Here is a 14397-nt window from a genome sequence, read left to right on the forward strand (position 1 = left end):
GCCCGGTCCCATTCCGAACCCGGAAGCTAAGGCCACCTGCGCCGATGGTACTGCACTCGACAGGGTGTGGGAGAGTAGGACACCGCCGGAACATCATTCGCGAAACCCCCTGACCTCGGTCAGGGGGTTTCTGCGTTTCCGGGGCAAGTCCTATCCGGACAACCTCAACCAAATCGATACGCGCCTACCGCTATTCCGCAGCGAATATCCTCTATGCGCTTCTTCTGGCCGAACCCGATTACGACGCAAGCGATCACTGCAGCCGGCTGGACTTCTTCTCGCCGCATAGACATCACCGATTGGCGGGATCGCCTCGAATCCGAGGGCTACCACATCTCCCGCCCCGCGGCCTCGATCCTCGAATCCTTCGGCAACCTAACTCTCCAGATTCCCAACCTGCTCGGTGCCCTCTGGTCCCCTGACCCGTTCTTCTTCGACCCCATAGATGTAGCCAACGGCATGTACGAACGCTACGCCGACATCGAAGCAGCCCTGGGCCACCACATGACCCCCTTGGCCGCCAACGCAACCGGCACAGCCTTCCTCCTGATGCTCGACGACGCCCGAGTAGTCTCCGACGGCCCGCTGGCCCTCCACCTCCTCGGCGAAACCTTCCCCCAGGCCCTCGACCTCATAGTCCGCCGCCACCGAACCCCCCAACCCCTCCTCTCCCACCACCGCGGCCGCACAATCACCCCGATCCGCCAATTCCAGCTGACCTAGGGAATCCCTCACAATCCATAGCGGCGCTGGATTTCTCGGGGCAGCGCGAATGGGTTCCGGTAATCGGGATCGTCCCAGGGTTCTTCCGCCGGCTCCTTCCGCGGAGGGGACAGATGGAACCCATTGAGCGGACCGGTCGACGACAAGGGGTAGGTCCGAGATGTCGGCGAGGGTTCAGGCTGCTCCTCCGCGACGAGTTTGCGAATGACCGACGAAACAACGTTGTCGTCCGCAAGCAGCCGCTGATGCTCGGCCACCTGCTCCTTGGCATGATCGAGCGCCTGCGAATGAGCAAACATAATCGCCTGCGCCAGAGCCTGATCCGCCAACTCCAGCCCAGTGATCCGCCCGTCAGCGGCAACCTCGATCCGAATCCCCGCAACCCTGGTCGTCCCTCGAACCAAATCGATAGCATCCTGAACCCGCCGCGCCTTCCGCGCGACCTCCTCGAAACGCCCATCTTCCGATGCTGACATGGCCGAACTCCTAGTGGTGGTCTGTCCCGGAGTACTTGGACCAGGCTCTCCCTGCTTCCCACTATTCGTTGCATGGCGGCCGATGGAGGGCCAGGCTGCTTGTACCTGCGCTCGGCCCCGGCCGAGCGCCTACGGATGGTTGATGATCGTCAGCATGTTGGGCTCCGTCTGCTTATCCGCAACGCATGGACCGCTTGAGGGCGGACCCTTCAGAAAGATGCTGCCGAACACTGGGCGCCGGTGCACACCTCCGACGGCTACGTCCTCCAGTTCGCACCATCGCAAGATCAATCCCTGAGCGTCACCGCCGGATCTCCATGCTTTCCCAAAGCATCCGGAGGTACGGCTGCTCCTCAACCGACCGAGGTCGAGCGCCCGTAGGAATTCGTGAAGGTTTTCTCCAACGCAGCGCCGATGGAGAGCGGGCAAGCTGTCTAGACCGCGACTGTCAATCCGTCAGGTGAGACGGGGGCATCGTGTGTTTGGCTGTCGCTGTTGGAGATTCGGGTACACCGATGCGTCGATACATGGCGATAGCTTCGCGTAGTTGGGTTCTCGCTTTGTCTGTATCACCAAGGCTGGCCAGACAATACGTGGCTCCTTCCAGCACGCGGGTATGGAGGAAGAAGTCGGTGTCATAGGCTACGTCCAGAGCGTCGGTGTACGTTCGCCAAGCACTATGTAGTTCATCGGCACTGATGAGAAGGCGCCCGAGCCGGTTGAGTACCAGGGCTTCACCTGGACGACTACCGATCTCGCGATAAATTGCCAGAGCTTGCTGCTGCAAATCGGCTGCTTCGGTGTAGCCACCGGTCTTCTCGCGGAGGGTGCTGAGATTGCTGAGGGCATACGCTTCGCCGATTCGACTACCGATTTTGCGGTTGGCTACGACCGCGTACTGTAGGTCGGCCGCCCCGCCATAGTCTCCGGTTCTCGCGCGCATGTTGCCGAGGTCTGCGAGCCTCTCGGCCTCGCCGGTCCGGTCGCCCAGTTCACGGTCGATCACCAGGGCCTGATCGGTCAGTTCGGCAGCCTCCAGATACTCCTCCGGGCTCTGAACAACCGCGCGAATTGCGCTGAGGGCCTTGAACGTATTGGAATCAAGGGCTCGATTGTCGCATCGGTCTATGACCGCCTGTGTTCGCTCGAGCTTGCCGATGGCGTGGCGCGCGACTATTCCGCCTGCGCGGCAGGGTTGTTCGGAGGACAGCTCCTACTCCTGGTTCGCGCCAAGTTGTCTCTCCACCCAGACTGACGCCCCCGGGACCCTTGGTTCCGCAATGATGTTGGCTGTTCGGTAGAGATTTCCGTAGGCGTGAGATTTATTGTTGCGGAATGCGTTCGGGAACATGCCGTACGGTGAGTGGACGTGATTGCGGGGTCCTACGGTTCCCTGTATCCGGGCGTCGAACGGGGGAGGGATAAGTGGATCGGGTGCCTGGCGCAGTGCAGCAGTCGGCGGTGGTGGTCGGCGACGGCAACTATATCGTGCAAGCAGGCGGGGACGTGTCGGCATTGCCGCCGGAGGCGCTGATTCCGGTGGCGGCGGTGCAAGCCCCGTCCGGGCTGAGCAATCACCGTCTGACAGCAGCCCGGTTCGTCGGCCGCGCCCAGCACCTCGACTGCCTCGACGAAGCCCTGGTCGGCTCGGGACCGGTCGTGGTCGCGGCAGTGCATGGGCTGGGTGGGATCGGGAAAACAACCCTGGTCGCCCAATGGATCGCCACCCGCGGTCACCGGTGGACACCGGTGTGGTGGATCACCGCGGACTCCCCGGCCGCCGTTCAGCAGGGGCTGGCCGACTTTGCGGCAGCACTGCAACCGGCCCTGAGTTCGGTCCTGTCGGTGAAACACCTGGCGGAACGCGGACTGCAATGGCTGGTGTCCCACGATGGGTGGCTGGTGGTCCTCGACAATGTGACCGTCGCCGCCGATATCGAGCAGATCCTGGCCCGCACCCGCAGCAGTGCGGGCCGAGTGATCATCACCAGTCGGCTCTCCACCGGCTGGCAGCAGGCCGAGCTGGTGGTGGGCGTGGATGTGCTCAACGCGTCCGAATCCCGGGCCCTGCTCTGCGGTACCGTCACTACGGGCGGGCCTCGGGAACTTGACGGTGCGTCCGACCTGTGCGAGATGCTAGGGCATCTACCCCTGGCCGTCGATCAGGCTGCCGCGTTTCTGGCGCAGAACTCCCTCCTCACCCCTCGCGACTACCTGACCCTGCTCGTGGGGCAGCCGGGCAGGATGTACGGGCAGGCTGCGGTCGGGATCGCACCCGAGCGCACCCTGGCACGGATCTGGCGGGTCACCCTGGACCGCATCGCCGAAACCGAGCCGTTCGCAGTCGAGTTGCTGGCGGTGCTGGCCTGGTATGCCCCCGAGGCCATCCCGGCCGAACTCTGGGACGGGCTCGCCGACCCGGCAACCTGTACCGCCGCAGTCGGGGTACTTGCCGCCTACAGCATGATCACCCCCGATCCGGCCACCCGCACAGTCTCGATCCACCGGCTGGTGCAAGCGGTCACCCACACCGCCGACCCCGCCGACCCTCACCGCACCCCCGCGAAAGTCCTGTCGGCGCTGGGGCGCGCCACTGGAACGCTGGCGCAGGCGTTGCCCGGCACCCTCGATGAGTTGAGGCTGCGACCGGCATGGCGGCCCCTGTTGCCGCATGCGGAGGCGCTCGCGGATTACAGCGGACCAGAGACCGACACCGTCACCACCGCGAAGGTCCTCAACTCGGTCGCTGTCTGCCTTCTTGAGCAAGGCCTGCCGGGTCGTGCTCTGTCGTTGTTGCAGCGGGCCGTGGCAGGCAATGCGATCCTGCGCGACGGCGATGAACCCGCCACCCTGTCGGCCCGATACAACCTGGCGTCGGCCTATGAGCACGCGGGGGACCTACCGCAGGCGATCTCCCTGTTCGAACAGACACTCACCGATTGTGAGGGAGCCCTCGGCGGTGACCATGCCTGCACCTTGCTCGGGCGCAACAACCTCGCCAGCGCGTACTATGCCGCAGGGGATCTAGGACGGGCGATCCCTCTTTATGAGCGCACCTGCGCGGATCGGCAGCGAGTTTTCGGCAGCGATGATCCTGCCACACTGGACAGTCGCAACAACCTCACCCGCGCCTACACGGCCGCGGGCTACCTGTCGCGGGCAACTCTGGCCGGTGTACGTGCTCTCGCCGACTGCGAGCGAGTGCTCGGCAGCGACCACCCCTCAACCTCCGTCGCTCGCGCCAACCTCGCCCACGCCTACGTCGAGACCCAAGAATTGGGGCGTGCGATCCCGCTGTACCTGCGATCCCTCGCTGATGTCGAGCGGGTGCTGGGCGAGGACCATCCCCAGACACTGGCTCTGCGTAACAATGTCGCCACTGCCTATCGGATGGCGGGAGACTTTGGGCGCGCGATCGTCCTGTACGAGCGATCTCTGGCTGACACCGAGCGAGTTCTCGGTGGTGATCACCCCGACACGCTGACCTCACGTAGCAACCTCGCTGGCGTATATCGGGCTGCGGGGGAGTTGGGTCGGGCGCTTCCCCTGTACGAACACATGCTCGCGGATAGCGAACGCTTACTTGGGGATGACCACCCCGGCACGCTGACCGCCCGCAACAACCTCGCCTGTGCGTATGACGAGGCGGGAGATCAGGGTCGGGCGATCCCCCTGCACGAACGGACGGTCGCCGATCGGGAACGAGTGCTCGGTCCGGCGCATCCCTCCACACTCACCTCGCGAAACAACCTCATCTACGCCTACTGGATGGCGGGTGACGTGTCTCGGGTGATCCCTCTCTGCCGACGCCTGCTAGCCGATTGCGAGCGGGTACTCGGCCCGGATCACCGGCTAACGGCGATGGTCCGGGACAACCTCGACGAAGTGACCGGCCAAGGAGCCTGCTCATAACAGCCCGTCGTGGTGATCTTGGTCGGCAAGGTAGGCGACATCTGGGTAGTGGTTAGTTCAGATTCGCATAGGCCCCTGCAGCACGAGGTCTATGGCGTTGTCGCGGCCGAACAAGGAGGCCTCACGCTCGGTCAAGGCGCCCAGCCCCTCGACACGGTGACTCGATCACCCCGGCCCCACCGATCAACGCCGGCACCACTACCCCGTCGGACCACACCCCGGAATACACGGGGATTACGGCATCGTGGCCAGTCTGCACCACGACACCCGACCCGACGGCACTGGCCCGCTGCTCGACCCGCGACCGGTGATCAGCCACGGCCTCGTTGGTGGGGCCAGGCGGCCCGGCCGCAGCATCGCGATCCCCGGCATCCCGGCTCCGTGCACCTGCTCTTCGGTGCTGGCCACCCAGGCGCAGGTGGGTGGACCGGTGAGGATGCTCGGTGAGGCCGCGCTCCAGGCCCCAGCGCTGTAGTCGCCGGGCTCAACTCCAGGTTATGTTGCCTCCGGCCTGAGTGGTGGTGTTGTTGCTACCGGCCACGGTCGCGGTCTGGCTGATCGTGGTCGTCGTCTGCCCAGCGGCTGCTTCGAGCATCGGGTTGAGCTGCTCGGTCAACAGCTGCCGAAGTTCTTCGGCCAGTTCGGGATTGGTGGCGATGAGCTGACGCAACCGGATCCGCCACGACCCTGCATAGGCTTCGCGGGTCTCGTCGTCGAATTCGACGTCGATGACTTCCTCGTGGAGCTGGTCGAGATCGGTGCCGACCTGCTCGGCCTGCTCGGGATGGTGCCGACCCCACCAGTCGACGACCACGCGCTTCGCCCCGGACCAGACATCGGTGGCCATCAGCTTCACCAACGCTGTTCCTGCCTGCACCACAACAGGATCCATCGTCATCCCCCGCGTTCTCGACAAGAATTGGACCCCCATCCTAGAACTCGCCGATATCCGTCCGCCGACGAGGCTCGAAAGCCGGCAGCAACGGCTCGACCAACGCCCACAACTCGTCGGGCACCAGCCGCTTGGACAGGCACATCGTTCACAGCCGAACATCATGCCGTCCAACCGATTACTACATGCCGGAAACGACGTGAGGCACGGTCTAAGGCGATTTGCCCAATTTGGCCACGCGCAGCACAGTCCCTGGTAGTCAGCGCTCGATGAAGGTTGTTAACAGAGTGCTCTTACCGACGCCAGCCTCACCCCGCAGCACCGATCCTTCTCCAGCCTGCGCAGCACGATCGACGCAGCCCAGCAACAAGGACATCTCATCAAATCGAACACTGGCTGGTGGAGAACCCGAATGGCAGCACCTTGGATTGTCGGAATGCGGCACGTCAAGCAGGATTCTCGGTCAGCAAGAAGACTGTCGCGGCCGTCCGTCAGGAAGCGGCTGCCAGGGTTCTCAGGAAGCACGCGCAGCAGATCGCGAAGAAGGAGGCCGCCGCGCGCCTCGTCGAAGAGAAACGGAAGACAGCGCGCCTCGTCGAGCGGAAGAGGGCTGCCGCCCGGCTCGAACGCAAGAATGCCGCTGAGGCAATCGCGCGGAAGAAGGCCGCTGACTATCAGCGGGCGTACATCCGACACTGGTTGATGGAGAACCCGACCCGAAGCGACTCGGCGTGTCGAGACGCTGCGCATAGGGCGGGATTCGGCGGAGTCACCACGGAGGCGGTCTCCGGAGTTCGCAAGAGCATCCCTGAGCACGGGGCCGTCCGGAAGTCAGCGGTAAGTGCCAAGAAGCAAAGCCGGGCACAGAAGACTTCAACGGTACAAGTGCAGTTGTCCTCGAATGTCGGATCGCGGTGCCCTGCTTGCGATATGGTTCCTGATCGCATGACAGGCAGTTGCCGATGCAGCTGACGCTGCCAGTCCATGCAGACAGAACCTGGCTACGCGCCAAGGCTGTTCTGATAAGGCCTGTGCCTGGAGCCGGGTAGGCTGCGTTCGCTCGGACGCAGTCGTTTGGGTCAATTCCTCTACTCGCGTCAATTCCTCTACTCGCTTGGTGTGCAACGGTTTTCGTGTGCAATCTCTCGGGTTGTAGCATGTCTTCTCATACGGTGTGATGGGGCATGGAGTCGTACAGCGAGGAGCCGCAACGTGGGGGTGGGCCCGCAGGTCCAGAAACTGGCTGAAGGCACTGCGCGCTTTGGCTACCTGCTGAAATGCAAGCCAGTAGCGCGAAGGTCTGGCCGTCTCCCGACTGCGCCGGGGTCTCCGAACGACAACTGGTCGTCACGCCCTGGGGCGACCGGTGCATCGGGGGCCTTGTCAAGGTCCGATGACGGCGAGGACGCCGATGGCGAAGGATTCCTGAGCAGGTCGCTGCTGTCGACCACGTGCGTGCGGGGTGTCGCGATGCGCGATGATGCTGGTGTGACGCACAGGCCTGCTGCAGACTGTGCGTCGCCAGTTCGGGCAGCGCACACGGGCCAGCGGTGGGCGCCTAGCATTCATCGTCGAGTGAGACTCGTAAAGGAGCCTTGTGAGCAACCTCGGTAGTTTCATCTGGTCGATCGCTGACCAACTTCGGGGTCCCTACCGCCCCAACCAGTACGGCAACGTGATCCTCCCGCTAACGATCCTGCGCCGTCTCGACTGCATCCTTGAGCCCGACCTGGAGACGGTACGCGCGCTGGCGGCAGAGTACGACAACCCCAATAAGCTCAAGGTCAAGGTCGAGCAGGCCACAGGGCGGCCGTTCTACAACACCTCGAATTACTCGTTCGCCAACCTTCTCAAAGACGCCGACGGCTTGGCGGACAATCTGGCCGACTACATCGACCGGTTCTCACCGGATGTTGACGTGTTCGAGTACTTCGACTTCAAGAAAGAAATCCTCGCCTTGGAGAAGGCGGGACTTCTCCGCGAGGTCATCACGTCCTTCAAGGCCGTCGACTTGCATCCGGACGTCGTCTCCAACGCCGATATGGGTGACGCGTTCGAGTACATCATTCGCAAATTCAACGAGGCCGCGAACGAGACCTCCGGCGACCACTACACCCCTCGGGACGCAATCCGGCTGCTAGTCGATCTGATCTTCGCCGAGAAGGATGCCGACCTGACCGAGGCCAACATCATCCGCACGCTATATGACCCCACCGCGGGCACTGGCGGGATGCTCGCCCTGGCCGAAGAGCACCTGCTCGCGCAGAACCCCGACGCGAAGCTGACCCTGTATGGCCAGGAGTACAACCCACAGTCGTACGCGATCTGCAAGTCTGATCTGTTGGCCAAGGGCCACGACGCGTCCAAAATCGCCTTCGGCAACACCCTCACCGATGATGCGTTCACGGGCCGCCAGTTCGACTTCTGCATGTCCAACCCGCCGTACGGCGTCGACTGGAAGCAGTATGCCAAGGCGATTACGAAAGAGCGCGACGAAGCTGGCCCCTATGGTCGGTTCGCCCCTGGACTCCCGGCGACCTCGGACGGGCAGATGCTCTTCCTGCTCCACTTGGCCCACAAGATGCGCGCCCCAGAGGACGGCGGTGGCCGGGTCGGCATTGTCATGAATGGCTCGCCGCTGTTCAATGGGGGCGCTGAGTCTGGCCCCTCCAATATTCGCAAGTGGTTGTTGGAGAGGGACATGGTCGATGCCATCGTCGCGCTGCCAACGAACATGTTCTTCAACACCGGCATCGCCACTTACATCTGGATCCTCGACAACGCCAAGCACCCCTGCCGAAAGGGCGTCGTCCAGCTTATCGACGGCTCGTCGTTCTGGACCAAGATGCGTAAGAACCTTGGCGCCAAGAACCGTGAGGTTAGTTCGGCGGACCGTGCCAAGGTAGTGAATTTATACGCCGACTTCACCGACGCCGACCCGGACTACGCCAAGGTGCTGCGTAACGATGAGTTCGGCTACTGGAACATCACCGTCGAGCGTCCGCTGTTGGACAAGGACGGGAAGCCGGTCGTGGACCGCAAGGGCAAGCCTAAGCCAGACTCGAAGAAACGCGACACCGAGAACGTACCTTTCACCTACGGCGGCTCGACCGCCGGTGTGGCCGACAAGGCCGTGGTCATCCAGGCGTACTTCGATTCTGAGGTGAAGCCCCACGCACCCGACGCCTGGATTGACTGGGACAAGGTCAAGACTGGCTACGAGATCCCTTTCACCCGCTACTTCTACAAGTACGTCCCACCTCGTCCCCTTGCCGCGATCGACGCTGATCTGGAGAGGCAGGTTGCCAAGATCATTGATCTGCTCCGCGAGGTCGAGAAGTGACAGTCACGCTCAACCCGTTTGAAAGCGATCAGACTGCGCTTGTGCCGATTGGCACCGCCTATTCCGTAACGCTGGGCAAGATGCTCGACGCGGGCAAGAACGTCGATGATTCGCACACGGTTCTCCCTTACATTCGGGCTGCGAATATCCAAGACGATGGTTTACGACTGGCCGACGTCAATGAGATGCCCTTCTCTGAGGGCGAAGCAGCGCGTCTTGACCTCCGCCGTGGCGATCTGCTGGTCGTTGAAGGCGGGGCCGTTGGGACAACTGCAGTGCTTAGCCACGACATGCCGGGCTGGTCGTTCCAGAAGACGGTGAACCGAGTGCGGCCAATCGGCGACTGGTCAACGCGGTATCTCGCTTATGTGCTTCGCGCTTACCGTGATGCTGGCATCATCAACCTGGTCTGCAACGGATCGACGATTCCGCATCTCACGGCCGAGAAGCTGAGGGCGCTTCGTATTCCGTCAGCGCGCCCTGGCGAGCAACGCGCCATCGTCGATTACCTCGACCGTGAGACCGCCCGCATCGACACGCTCATCGAGGAGCAACAGCTCCTGATCGAGATGCTTCGCGAGCGCAGGCGCGCACTCCGGGTGCACATTGCACTGCACGGAACTGCGCCAACCGACGAAGTCGCGAGCCCCTTGTCGTGGGCAAACCAACTCCCGTCGGGTTGGCGTGTTGTCCCGCTGACCTCGGTTGCTCAACTTGAAAGTGGGCACACGCCAAGCCGTTCCAGAGCCGACTGGTGGACGGACTGCTATATCCCATGGGTGAGTCTCCATGACGTCGGCAGGATGCGTGGAATCAAGTACCTTCAAGACACAACGCAGCGCATCAGCGATGCCGGAATCGCCAACAGTTCTGCCCGACTGCTCCCTGCGCACACCGTCGTGCTGTCCCGAGACGCGACTGTTGGACGAACGGCCATCATGGGCGTTCCGATGGCGACGTCTCAGCACTTCGCAGCATGGATATGTGGGCCCCTTCTTGACCCTGAATACCTGTGGGTTTTGTTCGGGGATGCGATGCAGCCATTCTTCGACTCATTCCAGAATGGGTCGACGATTCGCACCATCGGTATGGGAGATCTTAAGGCGTTTCGCATCCCGCTCCCGCCTGTCGACGAGCAGCGGCGAATCGTCGAGTACCTGGACAGGAAGACCGCTGAGATCGACGAGCTCATTGTTGAGACGGAGAACTTCATCGGGCTTGCCCGTGAGCGGCGGGGGGCGTTGATCACTGCAGCGGTGACTGGGCAGATCGATGTACGGGAGATGGTCTGATGGCCGACAACCACGAGGTCGTCTTCGAAACAGAGATTTGCGAGTATATGGCCGACCACGGGTGGCTCTACTCCGAGGATGACACTGGGTACGACCGAGAGCGGGCACTATTCCCCGAGGACCTTTTCGCTTGGCTGAAGCAGACCCAGCAGACAGCGTACGAGAAGGCTTTGAAGGCCGCCGGGTCGGAGTCGAAGTTCCTTGACGTGCTGACCACGGCGCTCGACAAGCCTCTAGAGCACGGTGGCGGGACTTTAAATATCCTGCGCAACGGGGTGCAGTACATCGGCGGTGGCCGGTTGAAGATGGCGCAGTTCCGCCCGGAGACCAGCCTGAATGCGACCACCAACGAGCAGTACGGGGCGATGCGGGTTCGGGTGATGCGGCAGGTGCATTTCTCCACTGCTGACCAGCGCAGCATCGACCTGGTCTTCTTCATCAACGGGCTACCGGTCGCCACAGCCGAGTTGAAGACCGACTTCACCCAGTCTCTCGATGACGCGATCGATCAGTACCGTAAGGGTCGACATCCGATGACCAACGGGCGGCTGGAGCCGCTGCTGTCGTTCGGGCACCGAGCCCTGGTCCACTTCGCGGTGGCCAACGAACTGGCGGCCATGACCACCAGGCTCGAAGGCGAGAAGACACACTTCCTGCCGTTCAACACGGGCTACGACCAAGGCGCGGGGAATCCACCCGCCGAGGACGGGCGGTCGGCCACCGCATATCTGTGGGAGCGGGTCTGGGAGAAACACGCCTGGCTCAACATCATCGGTCGGCTGATGATCGTGGAGACCAAGGAAGAGTGGGATGTCGCGACTGGAACGTCGGTGCGGCGTACAAGCATGCTCTTTCCTCGGTTCCACCAATGGGAGGCCGTGACAAACATCGTGGCCGCGGTGAGCGAGGAGCGTGTCGGGCATCGGTACCTGATCGAGCACTCGGCAGGGTCGGGCAAGACGAACACGATCGCCTGGACTGCACACCGACTAGCGCGGTTGCACGTGAACGACGAGAAGGTCTTCGACTCGGTGATCGTCGTCGTGGACCGCAATGTGCTCGATGGGCAGCTGCAAGAGGCGATCCGGCAGATTGACGGGGCAGGGAAGATCGTTGCCACGATCAGCCCAGAAGATGTCCGCAAGGCGGGAGCGAAGTCGAAATCCGGACTGCTGGCAACCGCATTGAAGAACGGCGAGCTGATCATCGCGGTGACAGTTCAGACGTTCCCGTTCGCCCTCGACGAGATCCGCGCTGACTCGTCGCTGAAGGGTCGGCGGTTCGCGGTGATTGCGGACGAGGCGCACTCCTCGCAGTCCGGTCAGATGTCCTCCAAGCTCAAGGCCGTGCTGACCGCCGAAGAAATCAAGGAGATCGAGGACGGCGGTCAGGTCGACGTCGAGGCGATCCTGGCCGCCGAGATGACCGAGCGAGCTGAGTCAGAGAATATCTCCTACTTCGCGTTCACCGCGACGCCGAAGAACAAGACCCTGGAGCTCTTCGGCCGCAAGGGTCCTGATGGGAAGCCGGCCGAATTCCATCTCTACTCGATGCGCCAGGCAATTGAAGAGGGCTACATCCTCGACGTTCTCAGGGGTTACCAGACCTACGACACCGCGCTGAAGATCGCCGCCAAGGCCAAGAGCGGCGACGGCGATGAGGTGGATGAGGCTGCAGCACGCAGGGGAGTGATGCGGTGGGTGACATTGCACCCAACCAATATCAGCCCGAAGGTCCAGATCATCGTTGAGCACTTCCACGCCAACGTCGCCCACCTGCTGGAGGGCAAGGCGAAGGCGATGGTGGTGACCGAGTCGCGCAAAGCCGCGGTGAAGTACAAGAAGGCGATCGACGCCTATATCGCCAAGCGGGCCGCCCTGGACGCCTCGTACAACTACCGCACCCTGGTCGCCTTCTCCGGCTCGGTGACGATGGACGAGGACGAGGAGTGGGTTTCGGACTGGGGGCCGCAGCCGAGCAAGGACGACGAGTTCACCGAAGCCAACCTGAACCCAGGTGCCAGCTCGGACCTGGCCGCGGCGTTCAAGGGCGCGACATACAAGATCATGCTGGTCGCCAACAAGTTCCAGACAGGGTTCGACCAACCGTTGCTCTCGGCGATGTACGTCGATAAGAAGCTGTCCGGGGTCACTGCCGTACAGACGCTGTCTCGGCTCAACCGCACTCATCGCACTGCGGGTGGGGAGCAGAAGCGCAAGACGTTCGTAATTGACTTCGTGAACGAGCCTGAGGACATCCGGGCTGCGTTCGAGCCGTATTTTACTAATGCCACCCTGGAGAACGAGACCGACCCGTACGTTGTTGTTCACCTCGCTACCAAGCTCGACCAGGCCGGGATCTACACGCCGGATCAGGTACGTGAGGTCGCCGAATCGTGGGTCACCCGGAAAGGCAACAACGCACTCTCGGCCGCGATCAGTCCGGCCAAGAACGCGTACGCCCGCCGGTACGCGGCTGCAATCGAAGCCGACGACAAAGTCACTCTCAACACCCTCGACCTGTTCCGCAAGGACGTCTCCACCTACGTCCGGCTCTATGACTTCATGAGCCAGATCGTCGACTACGGCGACCCGTACATGGAGATGCTGTCGATCTTCTTGCGGCTCCTGGAGAAGGTCATCGCAGACTCCTCTTGGTCCGCGGAGGTCGACCTCTCCGACGTGGTCCTGGTCGGGGTCAAGCACACTAAGGGGACCGCGGTCGACATCTCGCTGACCGGCGACGGTGAGCTCAAGGGCATCAGTGCCGCCGGTTCCGGCACCCGCAGGGAGCCCAAGTACGTTGCGCTGCAGGTTGTTATCGACAAGATGAACGACCTCTTCGGCGCCGAGTCGTTCACCGTATCGCAGGTCCGTGAGTTCGTGCAGGGACTGGTGCAGCAGCTGCTCTCCTACCCGGACCTGATCAGCCAGGCCAAGGTGAACACGAAGAAGCAGTTCATGGAATCGCCGGATTTCCAGTCGGCGGTCACGGAAGCGGTTGTTGACAATCAAGCGGCCCACAACACAATGGCCGACTACTTCTTCAGCGACGGCCCTGGCATCAACGCCGTCATCATGGCACTCGCGGATGCCTTCTACGAGGCAGCGATCGACAGCGAAACCACAGACCAGAGCGCCTCACCGGACGAGGCCGAGCAAGCCGTCGCCCGTGCAATTTCCGCCGGAGTTCTCGATCCGGCCGCACTGCAGGACCTACCGACAGCGGCAGAAGCTGCAAATATGCCGCTAGAGCCTCCGTCTCCTGACGGACCAAGCGGGAGCGAGGCAGTGTTGTCTCTGCGCGACGAGGAGACATGGTGAACTTCCTGTACATGGACACTTGCGCGGCCATCAAGCTTTTCAAGCAGGAAGAAGATTCCGAAGCGCTCCAGAACTGGCTCGCCGACCAAGCGTCCTCCCGCCAGATCACCGCTCACCTGACTCGGACCGAGCTGCGCCGTGGTCTTCACGCGGCTGGTGCCAGTCAAGAGACGCACGCGCGCGCCACTGCTTGGTTGGATCGCTGTGCGCAAATTGTGCTGACGGCTGAAGTTCTCGATAAGGCGGGCAAGCTCGCACCCAATACCAGCCTGCGCAGCTTGGATGCCCTCCACGTGGTTGCGGCTCTCGAATTAGGGAGCGCGCTAACGTATTTCGTCACCTACGACAAGCGGCTCGCCGCCGTGGCGGAAGCACAAGGTTTGACAGTGATCGCGCCAAGGGAGCTGGTTGCGTAAGGAGGCGTGGCCCGTCATCG

The 14397-nt window shown here is 62.5% G+C and carries 10 protein-coding genes and 1 rRNA gene; 8 read left to right on the forward strand and 3 right to left on the reverse strand.

Annotated elements, in window-relative coordinates; all coding sequences use genetic code 11:
* Together rrf and ACFXHA_RS35220 are read left to right on the forward strand one after the other, a co-directional pair.
* Window positions 1-91: ribosomal RNA gene (rrf, locus tag ACFXHA_RS35215) — 5S ribosomal RNA — on the forward strand; the annotation flags it as partial.
* Window positions 92-213: 122 nt separating this feature from the next.
* The gene (locus tag ACFXHA_RS35220) at window positions 214-723 is read left to right on the forward strand and encodes an SUKH-3 domain-containing protein (RefSeq protein WP_379363940.1); all 510 of its coding nucleotides are present in this window, start codon (window positions 214-216) and stop codon (window positions 721-723) included.
* Between the two features lie 8 nt (window positions 724-731).
* Here the strand turns inward: ACFXHA_RS35220 and ACFXHA_RS35225 are convergent, their stop codons facing one another.
* Window positions 732-1199, reverse strand: coding sequence for a hypothetical protein (locus ACFXHA_RS35225; protein ID WP_379363942.1), 468 nt, complete (start codon window positions 1197-1199; stop codon window positions 732-734).
* 448 nt (window positions 1200-1647) lie between these two features.
* Complete coding sequence (locus ACFXHA_RS35230; RefSeq protein ID WP_379363944.1) at window positions 1648-2205, reverse strand: tetratricopeptide repeat protein; 558 nt, start codon at window positions 2203-2205, stop codon at window positions 1648-1650.
* Between the two features lie 419 nt (window positions 2206-2624).
* Here ACFXHA_RS35230 and ACFXHA_RS35235 point away from each other — a divergent pair, with 419 nt between their 5' ends.
* On the forward strand, window positions 2625-5111 hold the full coding sequence (locus tag ACFXHA_RS35235; protein ID WP_379363946.1) for a tetratricopeptide repeat protein: 2487 nt from the start codon (window positions 2625-2627) through the stop codon (window positions 5109-5111).
* 244 nt (window positions 5112-5355) lie between these two features.
* The gene (locus tag ACFXHA_RS35240; protein ID WP_379363948.1) at window positions 5356-5586 is read left to right on the forward strand and encodes a hypothetical protein; all 231 of its coding nucleotides are present in this window, start codon (window positions 5356-5358) and stop codon (window positions 5584-5586) included.
* A 9-nt stretch (window positions 5587-5595) separates the two neighbouring features.
* Here the strand turns inward: ACFXHA_RS35240 and ACFXHA_RS35245 are convergent, their stop codons facing one another.
* Window positions 5596-5988 (reverse strand): hypothetical protein, encoded by a 393-nt coding sequence (locus ACFXHA_RS35245; RefSeq protein WP_379363950.1) that lies wholly within the window; start codon window positions 5986-5988, stop codon window positions 5596-5598.
* Window positions 5989-7600: 1612 nt separating this feature from the next.
* Here ACFXHA_RS35245 and ACFXHA_RS35250 point away from each other — a divergent pair.
* Genes ACFXHA_RS35250 through ACFXHA_RS35265 form a run of 4 tightly spaced genes read left to right on the forward strand, consistent with a single transcriptional unit; the run spans window position 7601 to window position 14377 of the window.
* Window positions 7601-9346, forward strand: coding sequence for an N-6 DNA methylase (locus ACFXHA_RS35250; protein WP_379363952.1), 1746 nt, complete (start codon window positions 7601-7603; stop codon window positions 9344-9346).
* The gene (locus ACFXHA_RS35255) at window positions 9343-10638 is read left to right on the forward strand and encodes a restriction endonuclease subunit S (protein WP_379363954.1); all 1296 of its coding nucleotides are present in this window, start codon (window positions 9343-9345) and stop codon (window positions 10636-10638) included. Before ACFXHA_RS35250 ends, ACFXHA_RS35255 begins: the two co-directional genes overlap by 4 nt.
* Complete coding sequence (locus tag ACFXHA_RS35260) at window positions 10638-13961, forward strand: type I restriction endonuclease subunit R (protein WP_379363956.1); 3324 nt, start codon at window positions 10638-10640, stop codon at window positions 13959-13961. Before ACFXHA_RS35255 ends, ACFXHA_RS35260 begins: the two co-directional genes overlap by 1 nt.
* Complete coding sequence (locus ACFXHA_RS35265; RefSeq protein ID WP_379363958.1) at window positions 13955-14377, forward strand: type II toxin-antitoxin system VapC family toxin; 423 nt, start codon at window positions 13955-13957, stop codon at window positions 14375-14377. The genes ACFXHA_RS35260 and ACFXHA_RS35265 overlap by 7 nt, the downstream gene beginning before the upstream one ends.
* Window positions 14378-14397 lie beyond the last annotated feature (20 nt).

Source organism: Nocardia sp. NPDC059240 (assembly GCF_042753865.1).
Taxonomy (GTDB): Bacteria; Actinomycetota; Actinomycetes; order Mycobacteriales; family Mycobacteriaceae; genus Nocardia.